The organism is Rhodococcus sp. Eu-32, assembly GCF_003336925.1.
GTDB classification, from domain to species: Bacteria; Actinomycetota; Actinomycetes; order Mycobacteriales; family Mycobacteriaceae; genus Rhodococcoides; species Rhodococcoides kyotonensis_B.
Genome location: NZ_QGNK01000001.1, coordinates 138,367 through 154,765, shown reverse-complemented (window position 1 = coordinate 154,765; position 16,399 = coordinate 138,367). Strand labels below are relative to the sequence as shown.

Here is a 16,399-nt window from a genome sequence, read left to right as displayed (position 1 = left end):
CTACTCCGTTCGTTCCTCCAGCACATCCAACACCTGCCGCACCAACTCGTCGATGTCGGCACCCGTGGTGTCGATGGTGAGGTCCGGGTTCTCCGGGGGCTCGTAGGGCGCGTCGACGCCGGTCAGGCCTTTGAGCTCCCCGGCCCTGGCGCGGGCGTACAGGCCTTTGGGGTCGCGACGCTCGCACTCGGCGAGCGGGGTACTGACGGCGACCTCGACGAACGTCAGGCCGGCAGCATCGTTCAGAGCACGGGCAATCGCTCGATCCGATTCGAGCGGCGACACCAGCGACGCGATCGCGACGACGCCTGCATCGGCGAGCAACCGTGTCAGATGCCCGACGCGTCGGATGTTCTCGGCTCGGTCGCCTGGCGTGAAGCCGAGGTCGTCGGACAGTCCGTGACGCACATTGTCACCGTCCAGAAGGTATGCGGCACGGCCCGATTCGACCAGCGCACGCTCCAGCGCCACGGCGACGGTCGATTTCCCGGACGCGGGCAGCCCGGTGAACCACACCGTCGCACCGCTCTGGCCCGTCGAACTCCACCGGTGCGCGCGGTCCAGCGCCGACGGATGCCATTTGATGTCGTTGCGAGTCTGTGCACCGGGTTTGACCTCGCGCGCCTCACCGATCGTGCCCGCGCCGACGGTGTCGTTGGACGTCTCGTCGATCAAGATGAACGCTCCGGCGTCGCGGTTGCCGAAATACGGGTCGGCGACGATCACCGACGACGTCCGCAGCGTCACCTTGCCGATGTCGTTGAGCGTCAGCTCGACCGGTGCGTCCTGTTCGTCGAGCGTCTCCGGATCCAGCCTGGTGTGCAACGCCTGCACGGTCGCGCGCACGTTCGACGCAGTGTGCTTCAACGCGACTCGATCCCCCGCACGCAGCGGCGTCTCGCCGAACCAGCAGACCGTCGCGTCGACTTCACGCGCCAGAACCGGCACATGTGCGCGGTCGTCACCGCTGACGAGAACGTCACCTCGTCCGATGTCGATGTCATCGGCCAGCGACAGCGAAACCGACAGTGGTGCAACGGCTATCGACCGCGAGTCGTCGAGTGTGTCCAGTGCGGTCACGGTACTGCGCGATCCCGACGGCAATGCGACCACGGTGTCACCGACCTGCAACGTTCCTGCCGACAGTCGGCCCGTGTAGCGTCGCCGCTCCTCTCCCGACGGACGCGACACCCACTGAATCGGAAGTCGGATCTCCTCGGGAACCGCTGCAGGCGCGGACAACTCGATGTTCTCGAGGTGCTCGAGCAGAGTCGGCCCGGTGTACCACGGCGTGTTCTCGGAGCGATGCACGACGTTGTCGCCGTCTTTCGCCGCGAGCGGAACGACGGTCAATTCGACGCCACCGAGTCGGTGTGCGAGCTTCTGCAGCTCGGCCTCGACTTCGCGGAATCTATCCTCGTCGTAGTCGATCAGGTCGATTTTGTTGACCGCAGCCACCAGATGTTCGACGCCCAGCAGCGTCGAGATTCGCGCATGTCGCCGCGTCTGCCGCAGGACGCCCGCCCGCGCGTCGACGAGCAGTACCGCCACATCCGCGGTGGACGCGCCGGTGAACATGTTGCGGGTGTACCGCTCGTGACCTGGCGTGTCGGCCAGGATGTAGCTGCGCGACTGCGTCGAGAAGAATCGGTATGCGACGTCGATCGTGATGCCCTGCTCCTGCTCGGCGCGCAGGCCGTCGGACAGCGCAGCGAGGTCCGGGACGCCGTCGCGCATGACGGCCTCGAGGTGGTCGAGCGGCAAGCTGTCGGTGTCGAACATCAAACGCCCGATCAGTGTGCTCTTGCCGTCGTCGACGGATCCTGCGGTTGCGAGCCTCAGTAGCTGCCGTGCCATCAGAAGTACCCCTCGCGTTTGCGATCTTCCATCGCGGCCACCGAAGTCCGGTCGTCGGCACGCGTCTCTCCTCGTTCGGACACGGTGGCGGCCGAAAGCTCGCCGATGACGCCCGTGATGTCCACCGCCCGCGACCGCACGGCGCCGGTGATCGTCAGGTCGCCGACGGTCCGGTAGCGCACCCATTCCCTCGACGCCTTCTCGGCCTCGGACGGCGCAGTGAACTCCGACGTCGCGAGCAGGATTCCGTCGCGCTCGAACACCTCGCGCTCGTGCGCGAAGTAGATGGTGGGCAGTTCGAGCTGTTCGAGTTCGATGTAGCGCCAGATGTCGAGTTCGGTCCAGTTGCTGAGCGGGAACACACGGACCTGCTCGCCGCGTCGGATACGCCCGTTGTACAACGACCACGGTTCGGCCCGCTGCACTCGAGGATCCCACTGCCCGAACGCATCTCGGAAGCTCAGCACGCGCTCTTTCGCACGCGCACGTTCCTCGTCCCGACGCGCTCCACCGAACGCGGCATCGAACCGGCCCGCTTCCAGCGCGTCGAGCAACGTACGCGTCTGCAACCGGTTTCGCGACGCGTTGGGTCCGCCGATCTCGGTCGCCCGCCCACGGTCGATCGATTCCTGAACCGAGGCCACGATGAGCTTGTGCCCTGCGGAGGAGATCCTGCGATCACGGAACGAGATGACCTCGGGGAAATTGTGGCCGGTGTCGACATGCATCACCGGGAACGGCAGCGGTGACGGTCGAAACGCCTTCTCCGCCAATCGAAGCAGAACGATCGAGTCCTTGCCTGCGGAAAACAGCAGTACGGGCCGTTCCAGTTCGGCGACGACCTCGCGAATGATGTGCACCGCTTCGGCCTCGAGAATCCGCAGTTCGTCGACCTGTGTGACGTCGGTGCTCATACCGCCACCCTCTCGTCACGGAATCGCTGAACCCAGTCGTTCGACCGTCCGTTGCTCTGACGCTCCAACGCAGGAGGCGGGGCGAGCGACGGATCGAGCCCGAGGGCGGTCAGCACCCTGGCGACCTCGACCGAGGTGTCGGCCGCGAGCTGGTGGTAGTCGATCTCGAGTGGCGTCACGCCTGCGTCGGCGAACCATGTCTGCCACTGCTGTTCCTGCTCCTCGAGAATCGCATACAAATGAGCGATGCCGTCGGCGTTGTATTCGGCCCGCTCGTCGATTTCGGGAGCGGCATGTCCGCGCCACACCTGGGTCTGCACGGCGCGCCACATCGACACAGCCTGGGCGACGCGATCCTGGCGCGACACGTGCACGAACAGCACGTCCTCACCGACGACGTCACCGATCGCGGACAGCAGATCAGTTCCGGACCTGCCGGTCAATCCGTCGGCACGGTCGATCAGCAGCGGCGTCTGATTCCACATCAGCTTCCCACCCCAGACGCCGTTCGCGGAGCGACCCGCATCGAGAATGCGGCGACGCCACTGCTCGCTCGTCTCGGTCGACGGCGTCCCGGGCGTCAGCGGCGCGAGCAGCCGGAGCACGTTCTCGTCGGTGACACCCTCGAACCACTGACGTGGTTGCGGCGCCAGCGATGTGCTCGGTAGGTACTGGAAGAACTCCTCGGGTTCGCCTGCCTGGCCCGTGGCGCGCAACGATTCGACGAGCAGCGTGCTCCCGCTGCGTTGCGTTGCCAGGACCAGATAGGACCGGCTCCTCCCCTGCACATGATCGCTCATGGTGCAGATACTAGACACACGTCAATAGCTCTGCACACCAGGCTTTTTCGATCTCGATGCGTCGAACTATTGCGTTTTCGGTTGCTCTATGTATCCCGGTCGAGCGCAACTCCGCGTTCGGCGCTCAACGGCGACCGCGACGTCGGTTTCAGACCGTGCGTGACGATGTAGTCGTGGGTGTACCGGTCCGAGATGCGCGATCCCACGAAATCCGATGGAATCACATCCCCCGTCTCCTCCCGCCAGGTGTGCAGCCGGAGCGCCAGATCCTCGGCGATGGAACGATATTCGTCGTCGTCGTAAAGGTTCACCGTTTCACCGGGATCGGTGCGCAGATCGTACAGTTCGTACCTCGGACGCGGGCCTCGAACGGATTCCGCGACGGCCTGGCCCGACGGACTTTCCTCTATGTCCCACGGCAGATCCAGCGCAGGCCGGTCCGTGTAGTTCTCGATATAGCTGAAATCCTTGGTTCGCACCGCGCGTATCGGGTCGAACGAATCGTGATAGGTCTTCGACGTGAAGACCTCGTCCCGCGCCGGGCTGCGCTCACCCACCAGGTTCTTGGCGTGCGACATCCCCTCGACATCCTCCGGCACCGGCACACCGAGCAACTCGAGCAGCGTCGGGACCAGGTCGACGCCGCTGAACAGGTCGTCGTAGACGCGGGGCGCTATAGAGCGTCCAGCAGGCGGGCGCACGATCAGCGCGATACCGGTGCCCGGCTCGTACAGGGTCGACTTCGCCCGTGGAAACGCAGGCCCGTGGTCGGTCATGAACACGACCCACGTCGTGCGATCGAGGCCGGTTTCCGTCAGCGTGTCGAGCAGTTCGCCGACAGCCGCGTCGGCGACAGTGATCGATCCGTGGAACTCTGCGAGGTCGTCACGCACCTCGGGCGTATCGGGGAGATAGTCGGGAATGTCGATGGCCGACGCGTCGTCGGGCGCGTAACGGTCGGCCGGGTACGGCCGGTGCGTCTCGAAGAACCCCGCGGTCAGGAAGAACGGTTCGCTGCGATCCTCTCGTAGCCACGCGTCGGACTTCTGCACGACGTACTCGCAGAACGAGTTGGAGACGTCGAAATGATCGAAGCCAAGTCGCGTCGGAAACGATGTCTCGTGCTGCATTCCGAACAATGTTGTCTGCCATCCGGATTCGCCGAGCAACGACGGCAGCGTGCGCACGTCCGGTCGGTATTCCCATCCGTGGTGGGCCAATCCGACGAGGCCGTTGCTGTGGGGGTAGCGGCCAGTGAACAACGATCCTCGCGACGGGGAACACAGCGGCGCCGTCGCATGCGCATGGGTGAAAAGAATGCCTTCCGACGCCAACGCATCGAGTCGCGGACTCGTCACGGACCGATGCCCGTAGGCGCCCAGATGACGACCCAGATCGTGCCAGTGAATCAGAAGGACGTTCTCTTTCGTCATTCCTATTGCCTAGCACATAGGTAGGAATGGCAGCATGAACACATGGCAGGAGGATGTTGCACACCGGATCGGGGCGGTTCCTGCGATCGTCGCGTCACTGTTCGATCCGATGGCCCGACACCCACGCTCGTTCGGATTCCTGCAGGCACGTTCCTGATGGGATCCGAGGATCCGACGGCCTACGCGCTGGATCTCGAAGGCCCGGTACGCGAAGTCGACGTCGATGCGTTCTCCATCTCGGCCACCACCGTGACGGTCGCCGGGTGGGCCGACTTCGTTCGCGCGACGGGCTACGTCTCGGACGCCGAGCGGTACGGAGACTCCCTGGTCTTCGCGGGGGCCTTGCCCACAGACGACGACTCCCCTGCGGTCCCGGCGACGCCGTGGTGGCGCGTCGTCACCGGCGCGTCGTGGCGCAGGCCCGCAGGTCCGGCGTCGGCAGTGGACGCCGTCCGAGACCTCCCGGACCATCCCGTAACGCACGTGTCCAGGCGTGACGCCGAGGCCTACTGCACGTGGACCGGAACTGCACTGCCGTCCGAGGAACAGTGGGAGTACGCGGCCCGCGGCGGCCTCGTCCAGCAGCCGTTTCCGTGGGGTGGTGACGAGGACTTCAGTCGCATGAACACCTGGCACGGCAATTTTCCCGGTAACCACAGCGACTCGATCTTCACCGAGCCTGCGCAGTCGTACGAGCCCAATGCCTACGGGTTGTACCACTGCACCGGCAACGTCTGGGAATGGACAACCGGGATGTTCGACGCGGCCCGCCGCGACCACCGCGCCGTGATACGCGGCGGTTCGCACCTCTGTCACGAGAGTTACTGCCGTCGATACCGCACGTCGGCGCGCTCGGGCGCCAGCGAGGACACGTCGAGCAGCCACACAGGATTTCGAGTTATCCGGTGACCTCGAGGATGTCCAGGACGAAGACGAGGCTGTCGCCTGCTTCGATTCCGGCACGCGGCTGCCCGTCGGGGTAACCGTCGGCCGACGTCATCGCGACGGCGACCTTCGACCCGACGGTCTGGCCTGCGATGGCTTTCTGGAAGCCGGTGACGACACCGGTCAGCGGAAACTCGGCGGGTGCGCCACGCTCGTAACTGCTGTCGAAGACGGACCCGTCGCGGCCGTTGACGCCCATGTAGCAGACCGAGACCTGGGCGGTGTCCTCCACCACGGGGCCCGATCCTTCGCTCAGGGTGTGCACCTGCGTTTCGGACACCGAGAAGGGCGCCTCGACTTGCACCGATGGCGTCGCCGAGTCCGTCGAACCGATCACGGCGATGCTGCCGGTGTCACCATCCAGAGTCCACTGGGGATCACCCGCGTCGTCCGGTGCGGCTGTCGGGCAGGACGTGGTGGAGAGTGCCGAACCGGCGTCGGCGGGCTCGGACGACTCCGAACCGCAGGCCGTGAGCACAAGGGCGAGTGCGGCCCCGGCGACGATTCCGGACAACGACAGGCGAGAGGTATTCACGCCAGAAAGGCTACAGCGGCCGGCTTCATGCCCTGAATGCCTCCGCGAACCGGTTCGCCCCCGTCACCAGGTTCTCGACGCTCTGATTGCTGAAGCCGAGGCGCGCGCTACCGAGGTACCCGACGGGTCCGGTCGGATCGAAGTAGCGGCCGAGCGAGAAGTCGACACCCAGCGCCCGTGCACGCGTCTGGACGTCGGCGAGATCGACGTCCGGGTCGGCGGCCGTGAGCCACAGGAAGATTCCACCCTCCGGGCGGACGATCCGAAGCTGACCGGGCAGGGCCGATTCCAGCGTGTCCACGAGCACAGACGAACGCTCTCGGTACAGATCTCGGCCGCCTGCCACGATGCGGTCGAACGTGCCGTCGGAATGCAGCAGGTTCGCGACGGCCGTCTGCGTCACGAGCGACGTGTGCTGGTCCTGGGTGCTCCTGATCCTCGACAGCGCGGGAAGCAGCCACTCGGGCGAGGCAATCCACCCGAGACGCAGGCCGGGTCCGAGCGTCTTGGAGAACGTGTTCGCGCGAATCACGTTGTCGCTGCCGAGATCGAAGTCGTCCACAGCCGTACCGCCGAACCGCAGTTCCTTGTACGGGTTGTCCGAGACGATGAGGAAGCCGTACTGCTCGGCCAGGGCGACGAGTCGTGTGCGTGCCTGCGCCGACAGCGTGCTGCCGGTCGGGTTCTGGAAGTCGGGGATGACGTAGAAGAGCTTCGGACGAGCTCCTGCACGCAGTTGTTCCTCGAAACCGTCCAGATCCAGGCCGTTCTCGGAGGTCTGCACGGGGAGGAACGTCGCACCGTAGTAGCTGGCCTCACGGAGTGCGAGCGGGAACGTGGGGCTCTCGACTGCGACGACGTCGCCGGGTTCGAGGATGGCGTCGAAGATCAGATTCAGCGCGTGCAGCGCACCGTTGGTGACCAGAATGCGGTCGGGGTCGACGCCTTCGCGTGCGCCGATCCACTCACGGAGCGGAGCGATTCCAGGCAGCACCGAATAGTGCAGTGCTGCGGGAGACTTCAACGCACCGGCGAATGCGTCCGCGAGCTCGGTGGTCGGCAGCGCCTCGTCGGCGGGAACTCCCCCGAGCAAACGAACGGTGTTCTCCGCCAACCCCGTAGGAGCGGGTCCGAATCCTCCCGCCAGCTGGCGGTCGGTGCCCCGCGCAGAGAGCAGGGAGTGCAGGTCGGTCCGGACAGCTTCGATGGTCATCTGTGTTCCTCTCGATGTGTGTGAGTTCTGGCGTCGCCAGTGATGTCAGGCGAACACGGTCGGCAACGCCGCACCCGATCCGGGAATGGAGTCGAGGAGGGCCTTGGTGTAGTCGTGCCGCGGATTCGTGTAGACCTCGTCGGTAGCACCTTGTTCGACGATCGTGCCGTGCCGGAGCACCACGACGTCGTCGCACAGATATCTCACCACGGCCAGGTCGTGCGAGATCAGCACGAGCGTCAATCCCCGCTCCGCCCGAAGTCGTTGCAGCAGGCGGAGAATGCGCGCCTGCACCGACAGGTCGAGTGCGGACACCGGTTCGTCCGCGACGATCAGCGACGGCTCGTTGGCGAGTGCGCGCGCAATGCCGACTCTCTGACGCTGCCCGCCCGACAGCTCGTATGGTCGCCTCGTGCGGAACGACGTCGGTAGTTCGACCTCGTCGAGCAGTGAGCGCACCCGTGCGTCGATCGTCGCACCCGTCAGGTCGACGCCGTTGTGGCGCAGTGGTTCCGAGATCGACTGTTCGACGGTGAATCTCGGGTTCAACGACCCGTACGGGTCCTGGAACACGTACTGGACTTCCCGACGCCACCGCGAGTGCTCCGCCGATCCGAGGCCTCGGATCTCCCTGCCGTCGTACGAGATCGAACCCGAATCGGGCCGGTCCAACCCCACGATCTGCCGCGCGAGTGTGGTCTTGCCCGAACCCGATTCGCCGACGATGCCGAGTGCTTGGCCGCGAAACACGTTCAGCGTCACACCATCGAGGGCGACGTGCGAGACCCTCCGCAACTTTCCGGGCTGAGAAACCGAGAACGCCCTGCGCAGGTCACGGGCCTCGACGAGGGGCCGCTCCCGATCGGCTACGACGGTCTGAACCGGTCGCACCAACTGTCCTGGCGTCGCCGACAGCAACGTCCGTGTGTAGGTTTCGCGCGGCGTAGACAGCACCTCGCGCGTGACGCCCGACTCGACGACGACGCCGTTGTTCATCACGTTGACTCGCGCCGTGCGGTCTGCGATGACCCCGATGTCGTGGCTCACCAACAGCACGGCGAGACCGAATTCGATCTTCAACCGATCGATCAGATCCAGGACCTGCGCCTGGACGCTGGCGTCGAGAGCAGTCGTCGGTTCGTCCGCGATCAGCAGTTTCGGAGATCTCGCCAACGCCGCCGCGATGACGACGCGTTGGTTCAAACCTCCGGACAATTCGTGCGGGAACGCCGAAAGCGTCTTGCCCACATGGGCAATGCCGACGGCGTCGAGCAGTTCCGCGGCACGGGCGCGTCGGGCACGTGCCGACCCCACCGTCTTCGGAACCGCCTCGACGATCTGGGTGGAGATGGTCAGCCGCGGGTTCAGCGATGCCGTCGGGTTCTGGAACACGACACCGACGTCGGCGCTCGTGACGCGCCGCCGCGAACGCGCATCCAGCTCCGTGATGTCCGTACCCGCGACCACCACGCGGCCGGACTCGATCCGCGCTGCGCGAGGGAGAAGATCCACGACTCCAAGGGCCGTCATGGTCTTACCGGATCCGGATTCACCGACGAGGCCGACGGTTTCGCCTGCGTGGACGTCGAGCGACACACCCCGTACGACGGTGGTGCGGCCGTCGTCGTTCCCGACCGACACGTGAAGATCGTCGACGGTCAGCACTGCCTGCGTCATGTGCGCGCTCCGAATCTGTCGGCCAAGGCGTCGCCGATGAGCTGGAAGCTCACCACCGCCAGAATGAGGACTGCGCCGGGGAACAACGCGACCCACGGGGCCGAGTCGAGACGTGCCTGCCCCTGCGCCACCATGGCTCCCCAGTCGGCCGTGGGAGGTTGCACGCCGAGCCCGAGAAATCCGAGGCTGGACTCGAGCAGCAGAATGGCCGACGCGTTCAGTGTGAAGGCCACGACAAACAGCGGAAGAACGCTCGGGAGCAGATGCCTCAACGCGATCTGCAGCCTACCGAGGCCCGAAAGCCGTGCGGCTTCGATGTACGGCTGCCCCACCACCGACTGCGCGTGACCCCGGATGACTCGGAACGTGAGTACCCATGAACCCGCCACGAGCACGATGAGCAACGGCCCGATCGAGTTGCCGACGAACGACAAAATCACGAGAGCGAGCACGATCGTCGGAATTGCGAGTTGAATGTCGGCCAACCCACCCGCGACGACGTCGGTCCAGCCCCCGAACAACGCGCCGGCCAGTCCGAGCGCGACGCCGACCGACGCGGCTATGACGCTGGCGATCAAGGTGACCGACAACGCCGTTCTACCTCCGTACAGGACGCGGCTCAGCTGGTCACGACCCAGATCGTCGGTGCCGAACCAGTGTGATCCGCTGGGAGGCTGGAGCACAGCGCTCAAATCCTGTTCGAGCGGTGAGTACGCGACGAGTACCGGCGCGAGCAAGGACGCCACGACGAGTACCCCCAGGATCACCACTCCGACAATCCCTGTGCCGGAGAACTTTCGACGCGAACGACGCGAGACGGAGTCACCGGGCAGGTCCAGCTCGAGTGCAGATGCGGTCATGACGAGATCCTTGGATCGAAGACGACGGAGAGGACGTCGACCAGAAGGTTGATGACGACGAACCCGATGGCGATGACCAGAACGCACGCGATGACGAGCGGGTAGTCCCGATTCTGTACCGCGTTGATGGACAACTGCCCGACGCCTGGCCACGAGAAAATCGACTCCGTGATGACTGCACCGCCCAGCAGTACCCCCGCTTGGATACCCAGAACGTTGAAGGTGGAGCCGAGTGAATTGCCGACGATGTGGCGCAGTGTCAACCTCACCTGCCCGATCCCCTTCGATCGGGCCGTTCTGACATGGTCGGATTCCAGCACGTCCACGACGGCTGTGCGGAAGACACGAGCGATCGTCGGGACGAAGTAGATTCCCAGCGTCACGGCAGGAAGGACGAGGTGCGCCAGGGAACCGGAACCTCTCGGCGGCAGGATGTTCCACGTCACCGAGAACAACAGGACCAGGAGCAGAGCCAGGAAGAAGCCTGGGATGGCGTCCAATGCAGTCGCCACACTGACTGGCAGCTTCCGCAGCAGCGGTGACGAACTCGTCGCCGACACGTAGCCGATCGCACCGCCGATGACGATGCCGAACAACAATGCGGCCACCCCGAGTGTGATACTCGGGGCCAATCGGGACACGACGATTCCCATCGGATCGCTCTCGTAGCGAATCGATTCCGGGAAGTTTCCGGACAGCACTGCGCCGAAAAAGCGCACGTACTGCTCGTAGATCGGTCGGTCGAAACCGTACAGCCTGGTCACACGTTCGAGTTCACCTGCGGGCGCATCCGGCGCGATCAGCATGACAGCCGGATTTCCGGTCGAGTACAACGCGAAGAAGACCAGAGTGATTGCGCCCCATATCGCAACCAGACCGGTGGCAGCGCGGCGGAGCACGTAACGACCGCCGACGGGAACCCGTACGACTCGACGCGACAGCGCCGCCGACGCCGGTGTCTGCGCCTCGACGGCAGTCATCGTCGTCCGTCCGTCCATTTCGTACCTGTGATGTTGCCGCGGAGCGTCGTGTCGCTGTACTCCGTTCGAAAGACCCCGCGTCGCTGCAGTTCGGGGACCACGGCACGTGCGAAGTCGTCGAACGCTCCGGGAAAGTGCGTCGGCGACAGCACATACCCGTCGACCGCTTCCGCCTCGAACAGATGAATCAGCTGATCGGCGATTTCCGAGGGATTGCCGACGATCTGCGGCGTGAATTCGCTGGCGGAGAAAGTCTTCGCGACGTCACCGAGCGTCAAGCCGCCGTCGAGCGACTCACCGGAACCCGCCGCAAGCTTACGGAGGTTGTACAGCAACCGAACTCCAGCGTTCTCGTCGGTGCTGCGCGCACTGACGGCTTCGGTGAACGTGGTATCGGGAGACAGCCCTGTGAAGTCGGTCCGAACGAAGTGACTCAGGAAAGTGATCGCCGCGTCGGTGTCCAACAGCGACGTCAGATACTTCTGGCGGGCCCGTGCGATCTCGGTGGTTTCTCCGACGATCGGCTGAACCGCCGCGATCAGTTTGATGCTGTCGGGATCGCGGCCTGCCTCGGCTGCCAACCGACGCAGATCGTTGCGCTTGGCTCGGAGATCTTCCTCGTTGTTCTCGATCGCGAACACGAGTTCCGCCCACTTGCCACCGAACTGTCTGCCTCGCGGCGAATCGCCTGCTTGGATCAGGACGGGCTTCCCCTGCGGGGACGGTGGTAGCGTGAGCGGCCCTTTCACCTGGACGTACTTACCCTGGTAGTCGGGGGTCTCGACTTTGTCCGGATCGACGAATACACCGGATTCCTTGTCGACGACCAACGCGTCGTTCTGCCACGAATCCCATAGTGCAACAGTTGCTTCGACGACCTCGTCGCCCCGGTCGTACAGTTCTTCCCGTTCCAGTTCCTCGACGAAAGGGAAATTGGCATACGTGGGGGCCCCGCGACTCATGATGATGTTCCACGCCACGCGTCCGCCGCTGAACTGATCGAGGCTGCCGAGAGTGCGCGCCAGATGGTAGGGAGCAGTGAACGACGCAGACAGCGTCACGCCGATGCCGAGATGACGTGTCGCTCCTGCGATGACCGACGCCAACTGCGTCGGATCGTGTTTGATCGCGTTGCTGAGTCCGTACCGCGCGAATGCCGGGTTGTAGGCGAGGGTCTCCGGAATGAACGCCATGTCGAACTTCGCACGCTCCAACGTGCGCGCGGCGTCTTCGAACAGCGCCCGGTCGTTGAAGTCTCGCTCCGAGTACGGGTGACGCCATGCGCCGGCGAAGTGATTGCCGGGGAACAGGATGTAACCGGCCAGGAAGATCTGTCGGTCGCTGCTCACTTCTTCGTCACCTGCTGCGCGTAGAGGTATCGAGTCGTTCGCGAGGGCCACTCGATATCACTCGCGATGACCGACGTGAACGTGCCAGGCCACAGGAACACCGTGTGAGCGCGGTCGTGGTAGAGCTGTGCTGCCTGATCCGCCAACTGCCGCGCGGATTGTTCGTCGGTGGCGGCCTGCAGGCGATTGACGACGTCGTCGAACTCCGGGTCGGTGATGTTGCTCTGCTTGTACCGGGATTTGCTGGTGAAAGGGTCGAAGACGGCCCAGGAATCCTTGTACTGTCCACCCCAGCCGATGTACACGAGATCAGCAGCCGCCGCGCTCTCCTGGTTCTGGCGAGAAAGCCATGCGGGGAACGGAGTTTCGGTGATGTTGATCGTGATCCCGACGTCTGCCGCCTGTTGTGCCACGGCCTGACCGATCGCAGCGCCTGCCGCGTACGTCCCCGCGGGAACATCCAACTCCAGCACGACGCCGGACGCGTACCCCGCCTCCGCGAGCAACTGGCGTGCCTTGTCCGGGTCGTACGGGTATTCGCGAACAGCCGGGTTCGTCTCGTAGAACGGCGGTGCGATTACTTGACCCTGCGATGGTTCGACTGCTCCACCGAGCAGGCCGTCGATGATCGATTGCTTGTCGACGGCGTAGTTCAGTGCCTGACGTACGCGGACATCCGCAAGCGGTCCGCCCTTGTTCTCGTTGATCGAAATGACCTGCACCCAGGACGAATCGGACAACGTGGTGTCGTAGTCGGGGTTCGATTCGAACTGGCCGATGCTGAGGGGATCGAGGTTCAGCGCAATGTCCACCTCGCCAGCCTGCACCGCGGACACACGCGCGGATTCGGCTGCGAGAACCTTGTATTCGGCGTTCTCGAACGACGGCTGCTCACCCCAGTAGTTCGGGTTCGCCGTCAGCTTCGCGCCGTTCTCCAGGTCGATCGAGGTCAACGTGTACGGGCCGGTGCCCAACGCCTCGGTGTTCAGGTTCCCAGTCTGCCAGAACTGCGGCGTCGTCAGGTAGATGTTCCACAGCCGCGACGGCAGATCGATTGCGGGTGACTTCAGATCGAACGTGACGACCCCAGGCTCGTCCGTGCTGACGGATGCCACGTAGATCTTGAACTGCGCACCCAGCTGGCTCTTCGTCTCCGGGTCCAACAGCTCCTGGAAGTTCCAGACGACGTCCTCCGCCGTCAACGGTGTGCCGTCGGAGAACTCGACGCCGTCGCGGATGTCGAACTTCCACTGCAAGGGGCCTGTGTTCTCCCAGCTCTCGGCGAGTCTCGGGTGTACCGAGCCATCCGGATCGAGGTACGTGAGCGCTTCGTAGACCGTGCCCTTCACGGAGCCGTCGCTGTCCGGCGAACCACCGTTGTGCGGGTTCAGCCCTGTCAGCTGCCGGGAGAGAGCAAGAGTCAGCGTCCGATCACTGCTGTCACCACCGGAGGTCGTCTCGGATCCGCCGAGAGCCGAGCCGCACGAACTGAGCGTCAGAGCGGCCGTCAGCACGACCGCAGGGATCGCCCATCGCCGTAGTGTGCGTGTCATCGAAAGTCTTTCTGTTCTGGCCGTACCCGTCGACGGGCAGGACTCGAAGGATCATCCTCGACGCATCGGTGCGGGATGGATATGGTTCGAATCATCGTGATGCCAATAGCTTTCGTTGCGCCAGCAGACGAGTGGCCCCTCCCACGCAAATGCATATGCATTTGCGTACGGGCGGTACCGATTCAGGCCGTGACAGTCCTGCGCAACGCGGGGTTCGCGATGGCATCACGAATGATCCCGGTGTCCCGCTCGGTGAACACCGTTCCCGGAGGGATGATCTCGTCGATCTTGTCGAGGATGTCCGACGACAGCACTACATCTGCTGCACCCAGCTGACTCTCCAGATGCTCCAGCGTCCGCGGCCCGATGATCGCCGACGATACGTCGGGGTGACTCAGCACGAAACCGAGTGCGAGGTGGATCAGGCTGAGTCCGCTCTCCTCGGCGAGGACGGCCAGCGCGTCGGCAGCCCGCAGCTTGTCGGCGTTGTGCGGTGCATCCACGTCGAAGCGACCCGGAATCAGATCCGCTCGTCGCGATTCCGGCTGCCCGGCGCCGAGCCGGTACTTCCCTGACAACCATCCCGCAGCCAGCGGTCCGTAAGTCAGCACACCGAGCCCGTAGCTGCGGGCGATCGGGAGCGTCTCACGTTCGATACCGCGGATGAGCAGCGAGTACGGAACCTGTTCACTGACAGGGCGTTCCAGCTTGTGCTTCTCTGCCGACCACTGCGCCTCGATAAGTTCGCCCGGTGAGAAGACCGAGGTGCCGTAGTACCGGATCTTGCCCTGGTGTACCAAATCGTCGAGGGCACCGACGGTTTCATCGATATCGGTCTGGGCTTCCGGGCGGTGCACCTGATAGAGATCGAGGTGATCGGTACCCAGACGACGCAGGCTGTCCTCCACCGCGCGGGTGATCCACCACCGAGAGTTGCCCTGGTGCAAGGGGTTTCCGTCGACGTTGCCGTGGAACTTGCTCGCCAGGATGACGTCGTCACGCCTGTTCTTCGATCCGAGGCCTTTGAGTGCCTTTCCGACGATCTCCTCGGACTCACCCTTCGAATAGACGTCCGCGGTGTCGACGGTGTTGATGCCCGCGTCGAGCGCACGGTGAATGATCCGAATGCTGTCCTCGTGCGAGCTGTTGCCCCGGGCTCCGAAATTCATGGTGCCGAGCGTGAACGGGCTGACCTTCAGGCCGGTACGGCCGAACAGTCGGAGGTCGGTCAGAGACATCAGTTGGTCCTCACGAATCGCCGGGTGGAGGCGTCGGTCAACGACGGCGGCAGGTAACCCTCGTCGGCCGGGCTGATGGTGCGGCCGGGTGCGACGATCTCGTCGATGCGATCGAGAATGTCGCTGCTCAGCGTCACGTCGACGGCACCGAGCTGGCCTTCGAGGTGCTCCAGAGTGCGCGGGCCGATGATGACCGAGCTGACGGCTGGATGCTGCAGAACGAACGCGAGAGACAGATGCACGAGCGACAGGCCCGCGTCGTCGGCGAGCTTGACCAGTTCCTCCGCGGCCGCCCGCTTGATCTTGTTGGCCTCCAGAGCGGGATCGTGCCGGTGCGCCTGCCGCTCGATGCGCGACGACACGACCGCGTCGTTCTCGCCCGGGCGGTAGCGTCCGGACAGCCATCCGCCGGCGAGCGGGCTCCAGGTCAGAACGCCGAGACCGTACTTCTGGGCAATGGGGAGCGTCGATCGCTCCGCACCGCGCGCGAGGATCGAGTACGGCGGCTGCTCGGACACGGGCCGCTGCAGGCCACGCCGCTCGGCCACCCACTGCGCCTCGACGAGCTGATGCGGCTCGAACGTCGTCGTGCCGAAGTAGCGAATCTTGCCGTGCCGCACCAGATCTGTCAGCGCGCTGAGCGTCTCGTCGATGTCGGTGTTCGGATCCGGTCGGTGCACCTGATACAGATCGAGGTGGTCGGTTCCCAAGCGACGCAGGCTGTCCTCGACGGCACGCGTGATCCATCGTCGCGAGTTGCCGCTTCGGTTCGGCCCTTGCCCGATCTGCGCGTGAAATTTGCTCGCCAGGAACACCTCGTCGCGGCGGCCCTTCAACGCCTTTCCGACGATCTCCTCGTTCTCGCCCTGTGAGTAGACGTCGGCGGTGTCGACGACGTTGATGCCCGCGTCGAGCGCGCGGTGGATGATGCGTGCCGCGTCGTCGTGGTCCTGATTGGCCCAGGCCCCGAAGTTCATGGCGCCGAGCGTCAAGGGGCTGACCTGCACTCCGGTGCGGCCGAGATAACGGTAGGTCACTTCTCTCT

Annotated in this window: 15 protein-coding genes; 2 read left to right on the top strand and 13 right to left on the bottom strand. The window is 64.6% G+C overall.

All coding sequences use genetic code 11. The features are described from left to right. The 4 genes from cysC to DK926_RS00760 all read right to left on the bottom strand — a co-directional run bounded on the left by cysC (position 1) and on the right by DK926_RS00760 (position 5,004). A complete protein-coding gene (gene cysC, locus DK926_RS00775) occupies positions 1-1,857 on the bottom strand; it encodes an adenylyl-sulfate kinase (RefSeq protein WP_114327972.1) in 1,857 nt (618 codons plus the stop codon). After that, positions 1,857-2,771: a sulfate adenylyltransferase subunit CysD gene (gene cysD / locus DK926_RS00770; RefSeq protein WP_114327970.1), complete on the bottom strand. Its 915-nt coding sequence runs from the start codon at positions 2,769-2,771 to the stop codon at positions 1,857-1,859. Before cysD ends, cysC begins: the two co-directional genes overlap by 1 nt. Then, positions 2,768-3,571 carry a Stf0 family sulfotransferase gene (locus DK926_RS00765; protein ID WP_207890702.1) on the bottom strand — a complete coding sequence of 268 codons (804 nt, stop codon included), beginning with the start codon at positions 3,569-3,571 and terminating at the stop codon, positions 2,768-2,770. The genes cysD and DK926_RS00765 overlap by 4 nt, the downstream gene beginning before the upstream one ends. Positions 3,572-3,657: 86 nt before the next feature. Then, positions 3,658-5,004, bottom strand: coding sequence for a sulfatase (locus DK926_RS00760; protein WP_114327966.1), 1,347 nt, complete (start codon positions 5,002-5,004; stop codon positions 3,658-3,660). A gap of 34 nt (positions 5,005-5,038) precedes the next feature. Between DK926_RS00760 and DK926_RS27195 the strand changes: the two genes are divergently transcribed. Next, positions 5,039-5,161, top strand: a complete 123-nt coding sequence (locus DK926_RS27195; RefSeq protein WP_279387054.1) for a hypothetical protein — start codon at positions 5,039-5,041, stop codon at positions 5,159-5,161. Then, positions 5,161-5,913: an SUMF1/EgtB/PvdO family nonheme iron enzyme gene (locus DK926_RS00755; protein WP_243636573.1), complete on the top strand. Its 753-nt coding sequence runs from the start codon at positions 5,161-5,163 to the stop codon at positions 5,911-5,913. Before DK926_RS27195 ends, DK926_RS00755 begins: the two co-directional genes overlap by 1 nt. Here the strand turns inward: DK926_RS00755 and DK926_RS00750 are convergent. The 9 genes from DK926_RS00750 to DK926_RS00710 form a co-directional block, all read right to left on the bottom strand. After that, entirely contained in the window at positions 5,903-6,484 is a 582-nt protein-coding gene (locus DK926_RS00750) for an FKBP-type peptidyl-prolyl cis-trans isomerase (RefSeq protein ID WP_207890701.1), read from the bottom strand. The two genes, DK926_RS00755 and DK926_RS00750, sit on opposite strands and share 11 nt — an antisense overlap. 25 nt (positions 6,485-6,509) lie before the next feature. After that, positions 6,510-7,697, bottom strand: a complete 1,188-nt coding sequence (locus tag DK926_RS00745) for a PLP-dependent aminotransferase family protein (RefSeq protein ID WP_114327962.1) — start codon at positions 7,695-7,697, stop codon at positions 6,510-6,512. Positions 7,698-7,742: 45 nt separating this feature from the next. Beyond that, positions 7,743-9,374 (bottom strand): ABC transporter ATP-binding protein, encoded by a 1,632-nt coding sequence (locus tag DK926_RS00740; RefSeq protein ID WP_114327960.1) that lies wholly within the window; start codon positions 9,372-9,374, stop codon positions 7,743-7,745. Next, positions 9,371-10,234: an ABC transporter permease gene (locus tag DK926_RS00735; protein ID WP_114327958.1), complete on the bottom strand. Its 864-nt coding sequence runs from the start codon at positions 10,232-10,234 to the stop codon at positions 9,371-9,373. Before DK926_RS00735 ends, DK926_RS00740 begins: the two co-directional genes overlap by 4 nt. Further along, positions 10,231-11,214, bottom strand: coding sequence for an ABC transporter permease (locus DK926_RS00730; RefSeq protein WP_165839475.1), 984 nt, complete (start codon positions 11,212-11,214; stop codon positions 10,231-10,233). Before DK926_RS00730 ends, DK926_RS00735 begins: the two co-directional genes overlap by 4 nt. Next, positions 11,211-12,563 carry an NtaA/DmoA family FMN-dependent monooxygenase gene (locus DK926_RS00725; RefSeq protein ID WP_114327954.1) on the bottom strand — a complete coding sequence of 451 codons (1,353 nt, stop codon included), beginning with the start codon at positions 12,561-12,563 and terminating at the stop codon, positions 11,211-11,213. The genes DK926_RS00730 and DK926_RS00725 overlap by 4 nt, the downstream gene beginning before the upstream one ends. Then, positions 12,560-14,116, bottom strand: coding sequence for an ABC transporter substrate-binding protein (locus DK926_RS00720; RefSeq protein WP_114327952.1), 1,557 nt, complete (start codon positions 14,114-14,116; stop codon positions 12,560-12,562). Before DK926_RS00720 ends, DK926_RS00725 begins: the two co-directional genes overlap by 4 nt. A 182-nt stretch (positions 14,117-14,298) precedes the next feature. Continuing rightward, complete coding sequence (locus DK926_RS00715; RefSeq protein ID WP_114327950.1) at positions 14,299-15,354, bottom strand: aldo/keto reductase; 1,056 nt, start codon at positions 15,352-15,354, stop codon at positions 14,299-14,301. Next, complete coding sequence (locus DK926_RS00710; RefSeq protein WP_114327948.1) at positions 15,354-16,391, bottom strand: aldo/keto reductase; 1,038 nt, start codon at positions 16,389-16,391, stop codon at positions 15,354-15,356. The genes DK926_RS00715 and DK926_RS00710 overlap by 1 nt, the downstream gene beginning before the upstream one ends. Between the last annotated feature and the right edge of the window lie 8 nt (positions 16,392-16,399).

What these genes read in the sequence shown, in the direction of transcription:
- cysC (WP_114327972.1), bottom strand. Translation starts at nt 1,857, where the DNA reads ATGGCACGGCAGCTACTGAGGCTCGCAACCGCAGGATCCGTCGACGAC.
- cysD (WP_114327970.1), bottom strand. Translation starts at nt 2,771, where the DNA reads ATGAGCACCGACGTCACACAGGTCGACGAACTGCGGATTCTCGAGGCC.
- DK926_RS00765 (WP_207890702.1), bottom strand. Translation starts at nt 3,571, where the DNA reads ATGAGCGATCATGTGCAGGGGAGGAGCCGGTCCTATCTGGTCCTGGCA.
- DK926_RS00760 (WP_114327966.1), bottom strand. Translation starts at nt 5,004, where the DNA reads ATGACGAAAGAGAACGTCCTTCTGATTCACTGGCACGATCTGGGTCGT.
- DK926_RS27195 (WP_279387054.1), top strand. Translation starts at nt 5,039, where the DNA reads ATGAACACATGGCAGGAGGATGTTGCACACCGGATCGGGGCGGTTCCT.
- DK926_RS00755 (WP_243636573.1), top strand. Translation starts at nt 5,161, where the DNA reads ATGGGATCCGAGGATCCGACGGCCTACGCGCTGGATCTCGAAGGCCCG.
- DK926_RS00745 (WP_114327962.1), bottom strand. Translation starts at nt 7,697, where the DNA reads ATGACCATCGAAGCTGTCCGGACCGACCTGCACTCCCTGCTCTCTGCG.
- DK926_RS00740 (WP_114327960.1), bottom strand. Translation starts at nt 9,374, where the DNA reads ATGACGCAGGCAGTGCTGACCGTCGACGATCTTCACGTGTCGGTCGGG.
- DK926_RS00735 (WP_114327958.1), bottom strand. Translation starts at nt 10,234, where the DNA reads ATGACCGCATCTGCACTCGAGCTGGACCTGCCCGGTGACTCCGTCTCG.
- DK926_RS00730 (WP_165839475.1), bottom strand. Translation starts at nt 11,214, where the DNA reads ATGACTGCCGTCGAGGCGCAGACACCGGCGTCGGCGGCGCTGTCGCGT.
- DK926_RS00720 (WP_114327952.1), bottom strand. Translation starts at nt 14,116, where the DNA reads ATGACACGCACACTACGGCGATGGGCGATCCCTGCGGTCGTGCTGACG.
- DK926_RS00715 (WP_114327950.1), bottom strand. Translation starts at nt 15,354, where the DNA reads ATGTCTCTGACCGACCTCCGACTGTTCGGCCGTACCGGCCTGAAGGTC.